This is a genomic window from Chryseosolibacter indicum, from assembly GCF_018598585.1.
Lineage (GTDB): Bacteria > Bacteroidota > Bacteroidia > Cytophagales > Cyclobacteriaceae > Chryseosolibacter > Chryseosolibacter indicus.
The window spans coordinates 144,092-161,665 of record NZ_JAHESD010000005.1 but is presented as its reverse complement, the minus strand read 5'-3'; the positions used below and the strand labels follow the sequence as shown (position 1 = coordinate 161,665).

The window sequence follows — 17,574 nt, the reverse complement described above, 5'->3', positions numbered from 1 at the left end:
CATAAGTGCCTATTTTTAACCCCTTAAACGAGCGACTAATTTATTACCTATGGCGATAATTGGCACCTTGCTGAAAAAGGGGATCAGGATCCGTGAAATGCTTGAGCAGGAATATACTTCGCCTTTCGACCTGCAGAAGAAGGAGTTAAAGGAATTGCTGATGGCCGCAAGCCAGACAGAATTTGGGAAGTACTATAATTTCTCGGAGATCCTTAATGGCTTTAGAAAAGGGAATAAGGAGTTTTACAATAAGTTTAAAACCAACGTTCCTGTTCATACATACAACAAAATATACAGTGACTGGTGGAAACTTGCACAAAAGGGTGTGAAGAATGTCTGCTGGCCAGGACGGGTAAAATATTTTGCTTTAAGTTCCGGTACTTCAGAAGCTTCGTCAAAATATATTCCTGTTACCAAGGAAATGACGAAGGCCATTCAAAAGACAAGTGTTCGCCAGATACTTACGTTATCAAAGTATGACTTACAACCGGAGGTTTTTGAAGCCGGAATTTTAATGCTCGGCGGGAGTACGCACCTAAATAAGAAGGGTAGCTTTTTTGAGGGTGATTTAAGTGGTATTCAGGCCGCAAGACTTCCTTTCTGGTTTCAGCACTTCTACAAGCCTGGTAAAAAAATAGCGAAGACCAGAAGCTGGGATGCAAAGCTCGATGAAATTGCAAGCAAGGCTAAGGACTGGAATATTGGTATCATTGTGGGAGTTCCTGCCTGGATACAAATTCTTATAGAAAAGATTTTGAAGTACCACAAGCTTCAGAACATTCATGAAATCTGGCCGAACTTAATGGTGTATGTGCACGGCGGTGTTTCGTTTGACCCCTATAGAAAAGGATTTGAAAAGCTGTTAGGTCGTCCGATTTATTACATAGAAACTTACCTTGCCTCAGAAGGTTTTATTGCTTTCCAGGCATTTCCTAACCGGAAAACAATGCGGTTGGTACTTAACAATGGCATCTTTTATGAATTTGTGCCATTTGAAGATAAGAACTTTGATGCCAATGGTGAAGTAAAACCTGATGCGGAAACTTTGTTGATAGATGAAGTTGAAGAAGGAAAAGAGTATGCGCTTTTGCTTTCCAGCTGCGCTGGTGCATGGCGTTATCTGATTGGTGATGTTATTAAATTCACTTCACTCGAAGAGTCTGAAATTGTTATCACAGGAAGAACAAAACATTTTCTTAGCTTGTGTGGCGAACATCTTTCAGTAGATAATATGAATAAGGCAATAGAGCTTGTTGCCAATGATCTTAATATAACTATTCCTGAATTTACTGTCGCGGGCATTCCGCATGAGTCTCTTTTTGCACACCAGTGGTATGTAGGCACGGATGGAAACGTAGATCCAAAAATTGTTAAGGAGAAACTAGATGCGCATTTGAAAGTTTTGAACGACGATTATGCTGTTGAACGAAGCGCAGCATTGAAAGAAGTATTTGTTAACGTTCTTCCTGTAAAAACATTTTATAACTGGATGGAACATAAAGGTAAAGTAGGGGGGCAGAATAAATTTCCTAGGGTTATGAAAAAGGCGCAGCTGGATGAATGGAAAGCTTTTCTTCAAACACAAGTTAATGGACATAATTCTTAATGGCATATTCTCTGGTATTGTACTGGCATTTCTTATCGGGCCTGTTTTCTTCACCATTCTACAAACAAGTGTTGAACGGGGATTTTGGAGTGGTTTCTCTGTAGCTGTTGGTGTTTCGTTAAGTGATGCCATCTACATTTTCCTATGTTACCTCGGGGTTTACCAGGTTTTTGATAAGGGGAATTTCCGTGAATATCTGGCGTACTTTGGCGGTATTGTACTATTGTTATTTGGCCTCTACTATCTTCTTATAAAGAGCCGGAAGCTTTCAAAATATGACCCTGAAAGAATAAAGACACAAAAACCAGTTCGTTTATTTTTAAAAGGTTTCATCATAAACGGACTTAGTCCAATGGTGTTGATTTTTTGGTTAGGAACCGTAGGGGTGGCAACTACAAAATTTGGTTATGCTACACCTGGCAAAGCTATTCCATACTTTGCGGCTATTGTAGGAACTGTGTTTATTACAGATATTTTAAAGGCTAAACTTGCTGATAAACTCCGCTCTGCTTTAACACCAAAGTTCATCAAAACCTTAAACATTGTAGTTGGTATAGTAATGGTAATCTTTGGTGGCAGATTAATAGCAATGGCAGATAACTTCTCAACGTTTTAGCTTCCGTTTCTTTGTTTAAAATTAGATGCTACCTAATCCTGCAAAACGTTTGACAGGAACGTCGATTTCAAAAGAAGCCATAAAAGGAAAAATGCAATTGCCCATTGAAGGTAGATGAAGTAATAGTCTGATGTGTCCTTAAACCTTGTCTCTTTAATCTCAGCCTTCTCAAACTGATCTATCTTAGTAAACACTTGCGCCAAAGCCTGGTTATCCGTTGCTCTGAAAAATTCTCCTCCTCCGATATCTGCCATCTTCCGAAGTGTAGTTTCATCGATGGTATTTTCGATCATATTGGGTCTACCAAAAAAATCTTTACCATAAGGCACCAATCCCTCTTTGCCAACTACAATGGTGTAAATTTTAATTCCATAGGCTGATGCCAACTCCGCTGCTGTGATAGGATCTATATTACCTGCAGTATTATCCCCATCGCTTAATAGTATACATACTTTGGATTTTGTTGTTGACTCCCGCATCCGGTTTGTAACCACTGCCATCGCACTGCCTATTGCTGTTCCCCTGCTTTCAATCATCTCAAAATGAATGTCTTTAATATAAGCACGCAGCAGATCATAATCAGTAGTAAGCGGAGCCAGAGAAAAGGCATCGCCAGAGAAAACCACCAGGCCAATACGATCCTGGATGCGACCTTGAATAAAATTAAGAGCCACTTGCTTTGCTGCTTCCAGACGATTGGGCTGAAAGTCTTCTATCTGCATGGACTGTGAAATATCAAGTGCTATCATGATATCAATACCTTCTGTCCACTGCTCTACTTTTTCATTTGTTTTCTGTGGCCTTGCTAATGCTGTTAAAACGAGGAGCAGGACAATCATCAGCAGAAACTCAGGAATTAACCTTATCAGGTTAAGCGGTGAACTTTTAAGGTCTTTGGATGTTACTGCTACCGGAAGTTTTTGATTAAAGCGCTGACGTAACAGCCACCTGATTAGAAAAAATATGGGCACTGCAAAAAGCGCATACAATATTTCCGTTCTCTCCCAAGTGAAAGATCGTAATGTAACAGGGTTAAACCAATCTAAGGAATACCATGGTTCTATGAACTCATTTTCCATCCTTTACCTCCTTTATCTTTATTCTGAAGTGGTCATCCGCAACCTTCCGCAATTGCTCTAACGGGTCAATAACTGATGTGTTATGACCATAGATAGCGCGGTCTATCAACTGAAGGTTTTGACCTAAAACACTATCATTTTGAAGTAAAATTGTTTCTCGTGTTGTAAGTTTCGTATATGGTCTTGCTTCGAGCTGTTCCATATACCTTTTCCATAATGTTAATGCAGTTTCTGCGTGGGATGCAGAAAAAGTTGTAGTAAGCTGATTTACAATCCGCGTATAAGCTTCAATAAATTGGTTGTGGTTCCTCTGTAATCTTTTCGCTTTAAAGTACCTGGAGATCCGCTTTCCAAAAATAATCCATACAATAATTGCAAGTATGATTAATACAACAACTACAATAAGGAGTATAATATAATTGAATTGATAACCTACATCAACGTATGCAGTAGTCTCTCGTAACGGAAGTTTGTCAATACTCAAACTGTCTGGTACGTTTTTTACAAGCAGTGTAAGCCTTATCGTATCTGCTTGTGAAAGGTAGGAGGTGCAATCTTGTTCATTTACTACATAAACAGGAAGTTGGAGGGCTTGTGATTCGTCAAGTTCAAAAGTCGTTAAATAATATACCACACTATCTACGCTGATGCTATCTGTTGTTTCTGTTGCAAAGTATCGGCGCTTTTGATATTCAAAGGTGTTAAATTTATAAGCAGAATCAGGAAAGAGAACGTTGATGTTACTTGGATGTTTTGAAGTAAGATAAAAGGCAGTCTGCTCCCCCACTTTTAAACTATCAGAAAGAAAGCCCCCTGATACCTTAATATTTTGAGCATGCGTTTCTATTTGAACTAGTATGAGGAGAAAGATGAATCCGAAAGTAAATGACGGAATTAATCCTTTTGTGTTATTCAAAAATGTAAATCTGCGCCTGATCATTTCTGCTAACCTCAAGTTGTTTTTAATGATTTGTTTCTCACTTTAAACAGTCTGAGTAGTTGTGGTACATAATCTTCATCTGTATCCAGTGAAAGAAAGTTTATCTGATGTTTTCTGCTGAACTGATCTAACTCGGTTTTACGTTGAAGGAACCTTTTAGTTATCTTTTCCCGAAAGTCGCCAAAGGAAGTATTGATCCAAAGAGTCTGTTTTGTCTCTTTATCTAAAACAGGAATAATTCCGAGTTTTGGCAAACGGGTTTCACGCTTGTCGCTGATTTGAATTACTACAAGGTCGTGTATTCTTGCCAGCGATTTCAGATTATGAAAATAAGAATCCTCATCAATAAAATCGGATATAAGAATAATCACGCTTCTTCTCTTAATCGTGTTTAACGCAAAGGATATAGCCTTGCTTAAATTCGTTTTTAATGATTTGGGTTTTAGTCTGGCAAGTGTACTTATAATCTCATATGCCTGTAAAGGCCCTTTCAGCGGTTTAATATATTTTTCCTTTATATCAGAGTAGCAGATTAAACCAACGTGGCTGGACTCTTTGGCGGCTGAAAGAGCTAGAACACCGCAAATTTCTTTCCCTACATCTGCCTTTGTTCTACCCTTACTTCCGATATCCTCAGATGCGCTTACATCAAGTATAAAGAATACGGTTTGTTCTTTTTCTTCCCGAAAGGTTTTCACAAATGTACCATGTCCTTTTGCTGATACATTCCAATCAATAGTTCGGATATCGTCACCGTATTGATAAGGCCTCACATCATCAAACTCGAGTCCGGTACCTTTAAAAATAGAATGGAAATCCCCCTGCATCTGACTATTAATAGCCTTGCGTATCTGAATCTCGTATTTCCTTAATTTTTTAAGAATCTCTTTCAAGCTCGTAATGTTATTAGCATACGTTTTGCTTCCCAAAAGCAAAACGGCCAAAAATAGAACAATTATGAGTATTTTGCGTCACCCAAACAGAGAATAGGTTAATAAGAATGGTAAACGGCTTCAGGTATTTGATTATTATATTAGCGGCAAGCTTGTCGGTTTCCTCCTGCACGCGGAGTGAAAAATTGCCGGCGGGTATTCTGGCAAAAGAAGAGATGATTAAGATTTTAAAAGAGGTATATATTTCGGAAGAAAAGGTTAACCGGCTTGGCTTAAACAGAGATACCTCAGAGAAGGTTTTTAACTATATGGAAGGGAAGGTTTATGAAAAATACGGAGTTCCTGATTCTGTTTTTGATGCTTCCTTTGATTATTATATGGATAGACCCAAAGAAATGGAACAAATTTATACAGCTTTGGTTGATTCATTACAGCTTATGGAGCAACGTGCTCCCAGCACTCAGAATTAAACATGATATTTCCCGATTCATTCGAACAAAAGTTAGGCTTCGATACCATCCGGCAACGCATACAATCGTACTGCCTCTCAGAAACTGGTGCGGGGTACGTTGATAAAATGCGTTTTAGTCAGGATGCAGATTTTATTAAAATACTGTTACGCCAAAGTCTTGAATTCAAGCAGATACTCGAAAAGGGAGAAACTTTTCCTTCGCGCTTCTTCTATGATGGAACTGCCTGGCTTCAAAAGATAGCATTGGAAGGAAACTACCTCGATGCAGATGATTTTCTAAGACTTGCCAATGCACTTGAGACTATTATTGCTTGTCAAAGCTTCTTGGCAAAATCAAAGGAGATATATCCTCAGCTACACAAGCTATCAGAGCCGGTGGCTATTACAAGCCAGGTACCTCAGCTTATTATTCAAAAGATTGATGATAAAGCGCAGGTGCGGGATTCCGCAAGTAATGAGCTAAAGGAAATACGCAAGCGGTTAAGAGAAGAACAGAGCCGGCTAAGAAGACTTGCTGATCAGCTGTTTCGACAGGCAGTGGAGCATAAATGGGTACCTGAAGGTGCACTGCCTACAGTACGCGATGGAAGAGTTGTAATACCAATTTTAGCGGAGCACAAAAGAAAACTTAAAGGTTTTATTCTTGATGAGTCAGCTACCGGCCAGACCGTTTTCATGGAGCCCACAGAAATGTTAGACACAAATAATGAAATCAGAGATCTTGAACATTCCGAAAAAAGAGAGGTAGTTAAAGTTCTTAAAGAAATAACGGATGCATTAAGGTTACAACTTCCTTCTCTTCGGCAAGCCTTTACATTTCTTTCTCAGATTGATTTTATCCGTGCAAAGGCAAAGTTCGCAGTTGAAACAGAGGCAGAGCTTCCTATAATCGAAAAGGGTCCCGAACTCACCTGGTACAACGCAAAGCATCCACTTCTATATCTCAGCTTAAAGGGTAAAAGAGAAGTAGTGCCTTTGAACATAGAGCTCGATCCCATCGGCAGAATGTTGCTCGTCTCCGGACCTAATGCGGGTGGTAAATCAGTAACGTTAAAAACGGTTGGGCTGCTTCAATATATGGTGCAGTGCGGACTGCTGATACCTGTTTCTGAACGATCAAGAGTTGGTGTATTTCAGGATATCTTTTTGGATATAGGTGATCAACAATCAATAGAAAATGACTTAAGTACTTACAGCAGTCACTTACGAAACATGAGTGTCTTTATTAAGTCTGCTAATGACAGATCCCTGGTTTTGTTGGATGAACTTGGTTCAGGTACTGATCCTAACTTTGGTGGAGCTATTGCCCAGGCCGTATTGCAAGAACTTGTAAAGAAGAAGGTATGGGGTTTGGCAACAACGCACTATTATAACCTGAAGTTATTCGCAGGACAAAGACAAGGCATTCGAAATGCAGCGATGCGATTTGATGACAAGAACCTGGTGCCACTGTACGTTCTTGATATTGGTAAGCCCGGAAGTTCTTTTGCATTAGAAATAGCCCGGAAAACAGGTCTGCCAAAAGAGACTTTGGAGGAAGCAGAGAAATTGGTCGGTAAAGACTTGGCAGGTTTTGAAACACTTGTGAGGAGTCTAGAGAAAGAACGCCAGGAGTTGAGTGAGAAAATTAAACGCCTCGAAAAGCAGGAGATAGAATTAAAGCAATCGTTGAATAAATATCAGACACTTTCTACCGAGCTAGAGATAAGGAAAAAAGAAATAATTTCTAAAGCTAAGGAAGAGGCCTCTGAATTATTAAAGAACACAAACAGGGAAATCGAAAAGACGATTCGCCATATAAGGGAAAACAGGGCCGAGCGAAAAGAGACACAAAAAGTGAGGAAGAACCTTGAATCCCTCAACCAGCGTGTTGCCCAGCCACAGGAGAAAAAAGAAAAAGCAAAAGAAGCGATTGGTGAAGGAGATCGCGTGCGTATCCACGGGCAGGAGGGAAGCGGTATCGTAGTGTCTTTAAAAGGTAAAAACGCCACCGTTCAGTTTGGAGAATTGAAATCCCTTGTTAATGTTTCTAAACTTGAGAAGTTGGGCGCCGGAATGGAGAAAGAAGTTTCGGCTAAACTGCGATCAGTAGGAATAAATATCTATGAAAAACAGGCGCACTTCAGTAGCACACTAGATGTAAGGGGAAAACGTGTAGATGAGGTAATTCCAATGTTGGATCAATTCCTGGACACAGCCATTCTTCTCGGGCAAGGTGAACTAAGAATTTTGCATGGTAAAGGAGAAGGGGTGTTGCGCAAAGTAATCCGGGATCATCTTAGGAATTATAAAGAAGCGGCTTCTGCTGCTGATGAACATGTTGAGCGTGGCGGGGATGGTATTACGGTAGTGATTTTAAAATAAAATGGTATTGAATAAAGCAAAAGGGGTTATTCAATTAACCCCTTTTGCTTTTATTATTTTAGTAAGATTCCTATTGAACCTTGGTGAATTTAAAATCCCATCCGCCTTCAACATTCTTGGCTCTGCCACCCGATGCCGCATACGGCTCTCCTGTAAAGGTAAAGCTCATTGTCAGTTCTGTATCTGTAACAGAATATTGAATATTAGTTTGATCATCACGAATCAAGTTCGTTTTTGCATTTGATCCAAATTCAAAGGAGCCACTCGCCGGCCACGCACTTGGGCCCTGTGGTCTTCCAAGGGCTTCATACTTTGCTCTTGTTTTACCATCCTTTGTTATTACTAATTGAAATTTTGAATGATCAAGCGGAGGCGTCGACCCTTCGAACAAAACTTCTGTGGCGTTCCAGGTTCCAACTAACTTATCAATTTGAACTTCTCTATCAGACTTTTCATCATCATCGCCGCCGCAGCTAACACTAAAAGTAGCCATGGCAACGAGCATTAATAATGTTAGAATTTTTGCTGTTATTTTCATTATCCCAAATTTGTTATAGCGAATATGCCTTTTAAATACCAATATTCAAACTTTGTACCCGCTATCCTGCTTAAATACAATCAGACGTTATTTAGTAACCGCTTTTGCCATACTTACTTATAACTCAATATGTCTATCCGCTTGCTGTTTTCAGGATATTCCTGTGGATTATTTGATGCAATTATAACTGTGCATTCCTTTGGCACTTTCAACAACTGATTGTAGTACCAGTTAAATGCAGTTTGATCTAGGTTTGTGCCTGGCTCATCTAAAAAAACAATATCAGCTTCAGTATAAAAGGCCAACCCTAGTTTTAGCCTTTGTTTCATACCTGATGAGAAGTTCTGGATGTGCTTAGATCCCGCATTTTCCAGGTACATGATATTTTTTAATTCCGCTAAGGTCAGTTCATACCTGATATTCCTCATTCCAAAATGAAAGCTAAGATGTTCATCGAGGGTAAATTCCTCGATGAGATCCATATATGGGGTTGCTACAGCAATCTTTTTGTAAATATTATCAATGGCAATCTCACTGTTATTGACATTGTAATAGGTTAAACTTCCATCCGTAGGCGGAATTGCTCCGGTTATTACCTGAAGAAGAGTTGATTTCCCCGAACCATTTGGTCCAGTAAAGACATAAATACTGCCCCTGTTAAATTGATAGGTTAAGTTTCTGAAAATCCATTCGCGATTAAATCGCTTGCTTAAATCTTTAATCTTTATCAATGGTATTTCAGTAACCATAAGTAGCGAAATTCTATCCCACTGACTTAATCATTACTGCCATAGCCTTTCATTATACCTCTTTCCGAAGTTTTAATGAAATCAAGGATGTAATCTCTTTCAGGGCTTTGTGATATTTCAGCTTCTACCTTTTCTATGGCTTTCGATATATTCATTCCCTTCAAAAATATATACCTGTAGATATCCTGGATGTCGTTGATTTTTTCTGAAGTAAAACCTCGTCTGCGCAAGCCAACTGTGTTTATACCTGCATAAGAAATGGGTTCGCGCGCTGCCTTTGTATAAGGAGGAATATCTTTTCGTACAAGAGAACCACCACCAATGTAAGCATGAGCACCAACTTTTGAGAATTGTTGTACCGCACATGCACCGCCAAAAATGGCATAATCGTCAATTAGTACATGCCCAGCCAGCTGAACAGTATTACCAAGAATACAATAGTTACCAATAATACAATCGTGGCCTACGTGAGCATAAGCCATTATTAGGCAATTTGAACCTATAACTGTTTTGTATTTATCTATTGTACCTCTGTTGATGGTTACACACTCCCGGATGGTTGTATTGTCTCCGATCTCAGTAGTAGTGTCTTCACCTTTAAATTTCAAATCCTGAGGAATACCAGAAATAACAGCGCCAGGGAATATCTTGCAATTTTTGCCTATTCTTGCGCCACTCATTATTACGGCACTCGGACCAATCCAACAATCATCACCAATTACAACATTTTGCTGAACCGTGGCGAATGGCTCAATGGTAACATTGTTACCTATTTTCGCCTCAGGATGAACATTTGCTAACGGAAATCGACTCATGAATCTTTTCTAACTATACTGGCAGTCATCGTTCCTTCACTTACTAATGTATTACCAACGAATGCCCTGCCGTTCATTTTTGCAATGCCACGTTTAATAGGTGCTACAAGGTCGCATTGAATAACCAGTGTATCTCCTGGGAGAACCATTTTTCTGAACTTCATATTCTCGACACCCAAAAAGTATGTCCAGTAATTCTCAGGATCCGGAACTGTATTAAGAACTAAAATTCCTCCGATTTGTGCCATGGCCTCTATTTGAAGCACACCCGGGAACACGGGGTTGCCTGGGAAATGCCCTTGAAAGAAATATTCATTAGCAGTAACGTTTTTCACGCCCGCTACGCTTTCATTATCAAGGTAAATGATTTTGTCTATCAACAGGAATGGATAGCGATGCGGCAGTGTTGCTGTAATTTTGTTAATATCCATTACAGGCGGTAAGCTTGGGTTGTACTTAGGACGCCCCTGTTTGTCTGCTTCGTGCATTGCACGCTTAAGTTTTTTTGCGAATGCTACGTTAGCTGCATGTCCTGGTCTTGCCGCAAGCACCTGAGCTTTCAACGGGCGGCCTGCTAACGCGAGGTCACCTACAATATCAAGAAGCTTGTGTCTGGCTGGTTCGTTTTTGTATCTGAGCTCAATGTTGTTTAAGATGCCTTCCTGCTTAACAGCCACCTTAGGCTTGCCAAGCATTTTAGCAATATTATCGAGTTCATTATCCTGAACGATGCGATCCACAATAACTATTGCGTTGTTTAAGTCGCCACCCCTGATAAGGTTATTTTTATAGAGCATTTCCAGTTCGTGGAGGAAGCAGAATGTTCTGCAGCTTGCAATCTCCTTTTCAAACTGGCGTATATCGGTAATAGATGCATGCTGGCTTCCTAAAACAGGAGAGTTGTAATCTATCATTACTGTAACCCTGTAGTCATCAAGCGGCAGTGCTGCAATTTCTACGTTCCTGGCTGCTTCACGGTAGAAGAGTGGATCCTGAACCTCAAAAAAATCGCGTAATGCGTTTTGTTCGTCAGTCCCTGCATCTTTTAATGTCTCAACAAATTGAATAGAACTTCCATCCATTATAGGACATTCAGGGCCATCCAGCTGAATAAGCACATTGTCTATTTCAAGACCAACCAAAGCAGCAAGTGTATGCTCAATTGTGCTTACACGAGCACCGCTTTGTTCTATGGTAGTTCCTCTTGAAACATCTACAACATTATCGCAGTCAGCATCTATTATTGGTGAACCTGGTAAATCTATTCTCTGAAATTTAATACCGTGGTTAGGTTTAGCAGGAAGAAATGTCATATTGGTTTGAACACCAGTATGAAGCCCAACTCCGGAAAGAGAGACTGATTTTTGAATTGTTTGCTGTTTAATATTAAGCATACCTATGAAAAGTCGGCAAATTTAACCCCAATTATTCAGATTAGCCAATAATTAAAAATTGTATTACGCAACGGTTTGAATAAGAAGGATAAAACCATCCCACTATTTGTCTATTTTATCCCCTTCGAGTTGATCAACCTTCTTCTCAAGATCTCTAAGTCCAGAGTGCAGCTCTGGTAGCTTCTTAAAAACAGCGTATGACTGAAAGTACTGTTTTGCGTCGAAGGCAGGGGAACCAAGTATGCGCTCACCTTCTTCAGTAATGGATTTAAGAATACCCGCTTGGGCGCCAATGCCGGTTTTATTTGCTATTTTAAGGTGGCCTGCAACTCCTACCTGTCCTCCAATGATACAATTCTCGCCAATTCGAGAAGAACCTGAAATGCCTGTCTGAGCAGCAATAACTGTATTTTTTCCTATTTCTACGTTGTGTGCTACCTGTATTAGATTATCGAGTTTTACGCCTTTACGGATAGTAGTAGCATCGCCCATTAACGTAGCACAGTCAATAACCGTATTCGCACCAATTGATACATTATCTTCAAGAACAACATGGCCCATTTGAGGGATTGTTTTGTACGTGCCATCTTGCTGGGGTGCAAATCCAAAACCGTCACTTCCTATCACCGCCCCAGAATGTACAGTACAATTAGCGCCAATGCGTGTACCAGCATAAATTTTTACTCCTGCATATAAAATAGTATTGTCACCAATAACTACGTCATCACCAATATACGCGTTAGGATATATTTTTACATTGTTCCCTATCTTAACTTTATTGCCGATGTAAGAGAAAGCTCCTCTGTAGACACTAGAACCCACAACGGCATTTTCACTTATGTAACTTGGCTGTTCAACTCCTACTTTCTGAAAAGTTATCATTTGATGATATTGCTCAAGCAAAGCAGTGAAGCTTACATAGGGGTCATCAACAAGAATCAACGTGGATTGTACTTCCTTTTTCGGTTGAAAATCCTTTTTAACAATTACAGCTGATGCCTGCGTTGTATAGATGAAAGGTTCGTATTTTGGATTTGATAAAAACGCGATCTGGCCTTTTTTTGCTTCTTGTATTTTGGCAAGCATGTTGATCTTCTCATCTCCATTTCCTTTAACCTGACCACCGATCAGAGCTGCCACTTGATTAATTGTAAATTCCATAGTGCTTAGTTATAATGATAGCTGAAGGATGGTGTTTATCCTGCTTGCCACAATGCGCAAAGATAGTTTTGTTAAATGGCTTTTCCAGTAGCTGGCCAAGAAGTTTCAAGGCACTTGTATGTAAGAAAGTACTAAACTAATCTAAATAATCTATCACACGGTTATATCCTTCGGCCAGCATAAATAGTTTTTCTTTACAATACGGCTAAATGCCTTAATATTAGGCAGATCAGAAGCCTGCGCAATGTCAAGTAATTCCCCCTTCTTGGTGAGAATGTTAATTTTCTGGCCTTCTGCATAAGCTTCATTCGTTACAGTGCCATAAGAAAAAAGGTACTGAGACTCGGCTCTAAGTGTTTTATATTTTTTTGATACGTCTGTACGAATGCGTTCAATCAGGTTTTTCTTAATAGGGTCTGAACTTAAAATGATTTTAAATAATCTTCTTTCAAGCAGCATTCGTGATAAGGTTGATAGGATCTTGTCATTGTTGTTAATCCAGCATTTTATGGCTCCCCAAATGTCGTTGTCATCTAAAACCCCAAAAGCATGTAATGCTTTTTTGTCTTGCTTAAGGTCTGATATAGAAAGATTATTTGCGAGAAAGAATTTCAATGCATCACTTGCTGGAATGTCTGCTTCCGCACGCATAAGCGTTTGAGCTCTTTTGATAATATTCACCAACATTCTTTCTGCGCTCACCGTTGTTTTATGAAGATAGACCTGCCAGTACATCAACCTTCTGGCAGTAAGAAAATTTTCAATGCTATAAATTCCCTTCTCTTCAACAACAAGCTGATCTTTATAAACATGAAGCATCGAAATAATTCTGTCGACACCTATTGTTCCTTCCTGAACGCCCGTAAAGAAACAATCTCGTTTCAGATAATCGAGCCTGTCTATGTCCAGCTGACTTGAAACTAACTGGTGAAAGAATTTTCGGGAATAGCTATTCCTAAAGATTTTTAACGCAAGCGATAGTGCCTGATTAAAGTGATCGTTTAGTTCTAACATGAGCATGTATGAAATGCTTTCATGCTTAATGCCCTGCAGCAAAGAATCTTCTAATGCATGTGAAAAAGGGCCGTGGCCCAGATCATGTAACAAAATAGCGATCTGCGTTGCTTCATACTCTTCATTTGAAATCTCAACTTTCTTCTGCCTTAGGTTATCCAATACTAACCCCATCAAGTGCATTGCGCCAAGTGCATGCTGAAACCGTGTATGCAGTGCTCCCGGATAAATTAAGTCGGTTAAACCCAGCTGCTTGATGTGCCTTAGCCGCTGAAAGTAAGGATGTGAGATAATATCAAAGATTAGCTCACTTTTTAAAGTTATGAATCCATAAACTGGATCATTAATGATTTTCTTTTTGTTCAAACTTATACCGGGCTTAATATTTGATATGATTGCCGGTAAAATTACATGGATTCGTCAACACACCAACAAACAACATACTAGAATCACATGTTTTTAACGGTTTTATGAAATAAAGCCGTATTATAAATTGATATTTTTAACTTGACGCAAAAAAATCTGCTTATGCAACGATACAACATTCTTTGGGCTGATGATGAAATAGATTTACTGAAACCGCATATTATGTTCCTCGAGCAGAGGGGTTATGATATAACGCCAGTAAATAATGCAGCTGATGCAGTAGAGATGTGCGATGAGAAAAGCTTTGACGTGGTTTTTCTGGATGAGCACATGCCCGGAATGTCTGGTCTGGAGGCATTAAGTCAGATAAAAAATACAAAGCCTAATTTGCCGGTGGTGATGATCACCAAAAATGAAGAAGAGCATATTATGGAAGAGGCGATAGGCTCAAAAATAGCTGACTACCTTATCAAGCCCTTAAACCCAAGCCAGATCCTGTTGTCTGTAAAAAAGATACTAGACAATAAACGGCTTATTACTGAGAAGATTAACCTGAGTTATCAGCAGGAATTCAGGAAGATAAGTATGGCTTTTATGGATAATATGAACCATGAACAATGGGCTGAAATCTATAAAAAGCTGATCTATTGGGAGCTAGAAATGGAGGGCAACCACGACATGGGTGAGGTGCTTGAAATGCAAAAGATTGAGGCTAATGCCAACTTTGCGAAATTCATTATCAGAAATTATGATGGCTGGTTAAACGATCCTAAATCTGATAAACCGCTGTTGTCGCACCAGTTAATGAAACGTAAAGTTTTTCCAGAATTGGGGAAAGGCAAGCCAGTCTTTGTCCTACTGATAGACAACCTGCGTTATGATCAGTGGAAAGTAATTGAGCCCGTATTATCGGAATATTTTACAATTGATAAAGAAGATCATTACTATTCGATATTGCCTACTACAACGGCCTACGCACGCAATTCGATTTTCTCAGGGCAGCTGCCCAGTGAAATGGCTAAAACTAACCCAAACCTTTGGGTAGGTGAAGACGAGGAAGAGGGAAAGAACAATTCTGAAGATGAATTTTTACAAAAACAAATAAGGCGTAATAACCTTCAGGTAAAGACCTCTTATCACAAAATCAAAAACCTTGAAGAAGGCAGGAGTCTGGCTGATACGGTTAATAATCTGTTTAGTAACGATTTGAATGTAATTGTCTATAACTTCGTAGACATGCTTTCACATGCCCGGACAGATATGGCAATGGTTCGGGAACTCGCACCTGATGAATCAGCATATCGTTCTATTACAAAGTCCTGGTTGCTGCATTCCCCGCTATTGGAAATAATTAAGAAAATAAGTGAAAAGAATGTAAAGCTTATACTTACTACCGACCATGGTACAATAAGGGTAAAAAAACCATTTAAAATTATTGGTGATAGATCTGTTAACACCAACCTCAGATATAAGCAGGGAAAGAATCTTGGTTATGAAGGGGATAAAGTAATGACCGTAACGAAGCCCGAAAGATTATTTCTTCCAAAAATGAATGTGTCTACTACTTATGTTTTTGCCATTGAGGATCAATTCTTTGCATACCCCAACAACTATAATTACTACGTAAATTTCTATAAAGATACATTTCAGCACGGTGGCATAAGCATGGAAGAGATGATCATTCCTATAATTTTCCTAAATTCGAAAAATGTTTCATGATGTCAAGGATCGGATATTTGAGAATGTTGCGATATCGGATTTGCCAAAGGTTGCCAAAGATCTTTTGAAGGAAGCAATGGGATGCAGGGTTTGGTTATTTAATGGCGAAATGGGTGCTGGTAAAACCACGCTCATAAAAGAGCTATGCAACACCCTGGGCGTAGTTGATAATATGAGTAGCCCTACTTTTTCTATTGTTAATGAGTATGCTACGCTAAGTCATGAAACAATTTATCACTTTGATTTTTATAGAATTAAGAATGAAGCGGAAGCTTATGACATAGGAACGGAAGAATATTTCGATTCCGGGAATTATTGTTTCATTGAATGGCCTGAAAAGATACCCTCTCTAATTCCCCAAAATCATGTTGAAGTAAATATTACAACTCAATCAGAAACTTTAAGAACCATAGCCCTTTCTGTTCATGACGGACAAGAAAAAAACAGGATTTGAAGCACTAGCGAAAACAAGCCTGGCACCACAGGAGCAGCTTTTAAAAGTAAAGAAAGCGAAGAACTCTTTTTTCATAGGATTACCGAACGAAGTTTCATTACAGGAAAACCGAATAAGTTTAACTCCTGATGCAGTAGCCCTGCTCGTAAACAACGGACACGAAGTTTGGGTAGAAACAAAGGCTGGCTTAGGATCAAAGTTCACCGATAAGCTGTATAGCGATGCTGGTGCTAAGATTGTATACTCCCAGGAAGAGGTTTACAAGGCAGAGGTAATCCTTAAAATTGAGCCCCCTACATTAGAAGAAATTGAGCTGATGCATCCAGGGCAAGCGCTGATCTCTGCATTACAACTTGGTCATCTTAAAGTCGAAAATCTGAATGCACTTCTGAAAAAGAAGGTAACAGCATTAGCGTATGAATTTATAGAGGATAAGGTGGGCGGTATGCCGATCATCAGAGCAATGAGTGAGATCGCCGGAAGCACAGTAATGCTTATCGCTGCCGAATATCTAAGCACTGCCAATAACGGGAAGGGAGTAATACTGGGAGGTATAACCGGTGTACCACCCACCAAAGTAGTTATAATAGGAGCGGGAACAGTAGCTGAATATGCCGCACGTGCTGCCCTGGGGCTAGGTGCTGAAGTACAGGTGTTCGATAACCATCTTTATAAACTAAGAAGGATTAAGCATTTGCTGGGTCAACAAATTTATACTTCCACTATCGATACTATAACCCTCAGCGAGACTTTAAAAGGTGCCGATGTAGTTATTGGCGCCCTTCGCGCCGAAAAGGGCAGGGCGAGGCATGTAGTAACCGAAGATATGGTGAGCCAGATGAAACCGGACTCATTAATAATTGATTTAAGTATTGATCAGGGGGGATGCATAGAAACATCGGAAATTACAACTTTGAGTAAACCGGTTTTCAGAAGACATGGTGTTATCCATTATTGTGTTCCTAACGTGGCATCACGTGTGGCACATACTGCGACGACTGCCTTGAGTAATATATTTACCCCAACCATTTTAAGAGCCGCAGAAGAAGGAGGGATAGAGGAAATGATATTCTCTCACAAATGGTTTATGAAGGGCGTTTATACTTATAAAGGAGGATTGACAAACGAGCACGTAGCCCGTAAATTTGGTTTAAAGCATAAGAACATAGAGCTTCTTCTCGCCGCCAGATTTTAATCCAGATTTTTTTTAAAATCCAGGCAGGTATTTCTCCCATGTAGCAATAGAGTGGCATCAGTGTGGCATCGGATGTCTTATAGATGAGGTCCAGATGCGCTATAGATGATCTCCCATTGTTGTATAGATGATCTCCCATTTGTTCTCCCATATCCTCCCATAAAAAGGGTATTTTATGGGAGGAAAGTCAGTAGGCACT

The 17,574-nt window shown here is 39.6% G+C and carries 16 protein-coding genes; 7 read left to right on the top strand and 9 right to left on the bottom strand.

Annotated features, from left to right (window positions below):
• Positions 1 to 49: 49 nt before the first annotated feature.
• Both KK060_RS04140 and KK060_RS04135 read left to right on the top strand, forming a co-directional pair.
• A complete protein-coding gene (locus KK060_RS04140; RefSeq protein WP_254152408.1) occupies positions 50 to 1,606 on the top strand; it encodes a GH3 family acyl-acid amido synthetase in 1,557 nt (518 codons plus the stop codon).
• On the top strand, positions 1,590 to 2,222 hold the full coding sequence (locus KK060_RS04135; protein WP_254152406.1) for a LysE family translocator: 633 nt from the start codon (positions 1,590 to 1,592) through the stop codon (positions 2,220 to 2,222). The genes KK060_RS04140 and KK060_RS04135 overlap by 17 nt, the downstream gene beginning before the upstream one ends.
• Positions 2,223 to 2,254: 32 nt before the next feature.
• Here KK060_RS04135 and KK060_RS04130 read toward each other — a convergent pair whose 3' ends face one another.
• From KK060_RS04130 to KK060_RS04120, 3 genes are read right to left on the bottom strand one after another with little or no spacing between them, the layout of a single operon-like run.
• Complete coding sequence (locus KK060_RS04130) at positions 2,255 to 3,301, bottom strand: vWA domain-containing protein (RefSeq protein ID WP_254152405.1); 1,047 nt, start codon at positions 3,299 to 3,301, stop codon at positions 2,255 to 2,257.
• Positions 3,291 to 4,217 carry a hypothetical protein gene (locus tag KK060_RS04125; protein ID WP_254152403.1) on the bottom strand — a complete coding sequence of 309 codons (927 nt, stop codon included), beginning with the start codon at positions 4,215 to 4,217 and terminating at the stop codon, positions 3,291 to 3,293. The genes KK060_RS04130 and KK060_RS04125 overlap by 11 nt, the downstream gene beginning before the upstream one ends.
• Before the next feature lie 35 nt (positions 4,218 to 4,252).
• Positions 4,253 to 5,134: a DUF58 domain-containing protein gene (locus KK060_RS04120; RefSeq protein WP_254152401.1), complete on the bottom strand. Its 882-nt coding sequence runs from the start codon at positions 5,132 to 5,134 to the stop codon at positions 4,253 to 4,255.
• A gap of 128 nt (positions 5,135 to 5,262) precedes the next feature.
• Between KK060_RS04120 and KK060_RS04115 the strand changes: the two genes are divergently transcribed.
• Both KK060_RS04115 and KK060_RS04110 read left to right on the top strand, forming a co-directional pair.
• Entirely contained in the window at positions 5,263 to 5,604 is a 342-nt protein-coding gene (locus tag KK060_RS04115) for a DUF4296 domain-containing protein (protein WP_254152399.1), read from the top strand.
• Between the two features lie 2 nt (positions 5,605 to 5,606).
• Positions 5,607 to 7,970: an endonuclease MutS2 gene (locus KK060_RS04110; RefSeq protein ID WP_254152397.1), complete on the top strand. Its 2,364-nt coding sequence runs from the start codon at positions 5,607 to 5,609 to the stop codon at positions 7,968 to 7,970.
• 70 nt (positions 7,971 to 8,040) lie between these two features.
• On the opposite strand, the gene KK060_RS04105 is transcribed toward KK060_RS04110, so the two are convergent.
• The 6 genes from KK060_RS04105 to KK060_RS04080 all read right to left on the bottom strand — a co-directional run bounded on the left by KK060_RS04105 (position 8,041) and on the right by KK060_RS04080 (position 14,007).
• Positions 8,041 to 8,508 (bottom strand): hypothetical protein, encoded by a 468-nt coding sequence (locus tag KK060_RS04105; protein WP_254152396.1) that lies wholly within the window; start codon positions 8,506 to 8,508, stop codon positions 8,041 to 8,043.
• A gap of 113 nt (positions 8,509 to 8,621) precedes the next feature.
• Positions 8,622 to 9,257 (bottom strand): ABC transporter ATP-binding protein, encoded by a 636-nt coding sequence (locus KK060_RS04100; RefSeq protein WP_254152394.1) that lies wholly within the window; start codon positions 9,255 to 9,257, stop codon positions 8,622 to 8,624.
• Between the two features lie 26 nt (positions 9,258 to 9,283).
• Positions 9,284 to 10,072 (bottom strand): acyl-ACP--UDP-N-acetylglucosamine O-acyltransferase, encoded by a 789-nt coding sequence (gene lpxA / locus KK060_RS04095; protein ID WP_254152392.1) that lies wholly within the window; start codon positions 10,070 to 10,072, stop codon positions 9,284 to 9,286.
• Entirely contained in the window at positions 10,069 to 11,466 is a 1,398-nt protein-coding gene (locus KK060_RS04090) for a bifunctional UDP-3-O-[3-hydroxymyristoyl] N-acetylglucosamine deacetylase/3-hydroxyacyl-ACP dehydratase (RefSeq protein ID WP_254152390.1), read from the bottom strand. The genes lpxA and KK060_RS04090 overlap by 4 nt, the downstream gene beginning before the upstream one ends.
• Before the next feature lie 102 nt (positions 11,467 to 11,568).
• Positions 11,569 to 12,627 (bottom strand): UDP-3-O-(3-hydroxymyristoyl)glucosamine N-acyltransferase, encoded by a 1,059-nt coding sequence (lpxD, locus tag KK060_RS04085; protein ID WP_254152388.1) that lies wholly within the window; start codon positions 12,625 to 12,627, stop codon positions 11,569 to 11,571.
• Positions 12,628 to 12,780: 153 nt separating this feature from the next.
• The gene (locus KK060_RS04080) at positions 12,781 to 14,007 is read right to left on the bottom strand and encodes an HD domain-containing protein (protein ID WP_254152386.1); all 1,227 of its coding nucleotides are present in this window, start codon (positions 14,005 to 14,007) and stop codon (positions 12,781 to 12,783) included.
• Positions 14,008 to 14,169: 162 nt separating this feature from the next.
• On the opposite strand from KK060_RS04080, the gene porX reads away from it, so the two are divergent.
• Genes porX through KK060_RS04065 form a run of 3 tightly spaced genes read left to right on the top strand, consistent with a single transcriptional unit; the run spans position 14,170 to position 17,375 of the window.
• A complete protein-coding gene (gene porX, locus KK060_RS04075; RefSeq protein WP_254152385.1) occupies positions 14,170 to 15,726 on the top strand; it encodes a T9SS response regulator signal transducer PorX in 1,557 nt (518 codons plus the stop codon).
• Positions 15,716 to 16,180 (top strand): tRNA (adenosine(37)-N6)-threonylcarbamoyltransferase complex ATPase subunit type 1 TsaE, encoded by a 465-nt coding sequence (gene tsaE, locus KK060_RS04070; RefSeq protein ID WP_254152383.1) that lies wholly within the window; start codon positions 15,716 to 15,718, stop codon positions 16,178 to 16,180. Before porX ends, tsaE begins: the two co-directional genes overlap by 11 nt.
• On the top strand, positions 16,152 to 17,375 hold the full coding sequence (locus KK060_RS04065) for an alanine dehydrogenase (protein ID WP_254152381.1): 1,224 nt from the start codon (positions 16,152 to 16,154) through the stop codon (positions 17,373 to 17,375). The genes tsaE and KK060_RS04065 overlap by 29 nt, the downstream gene beginning before the upstream one ends.
• Positions 17,376 to 17,574 lie beyond the last annotated feature (199 nt).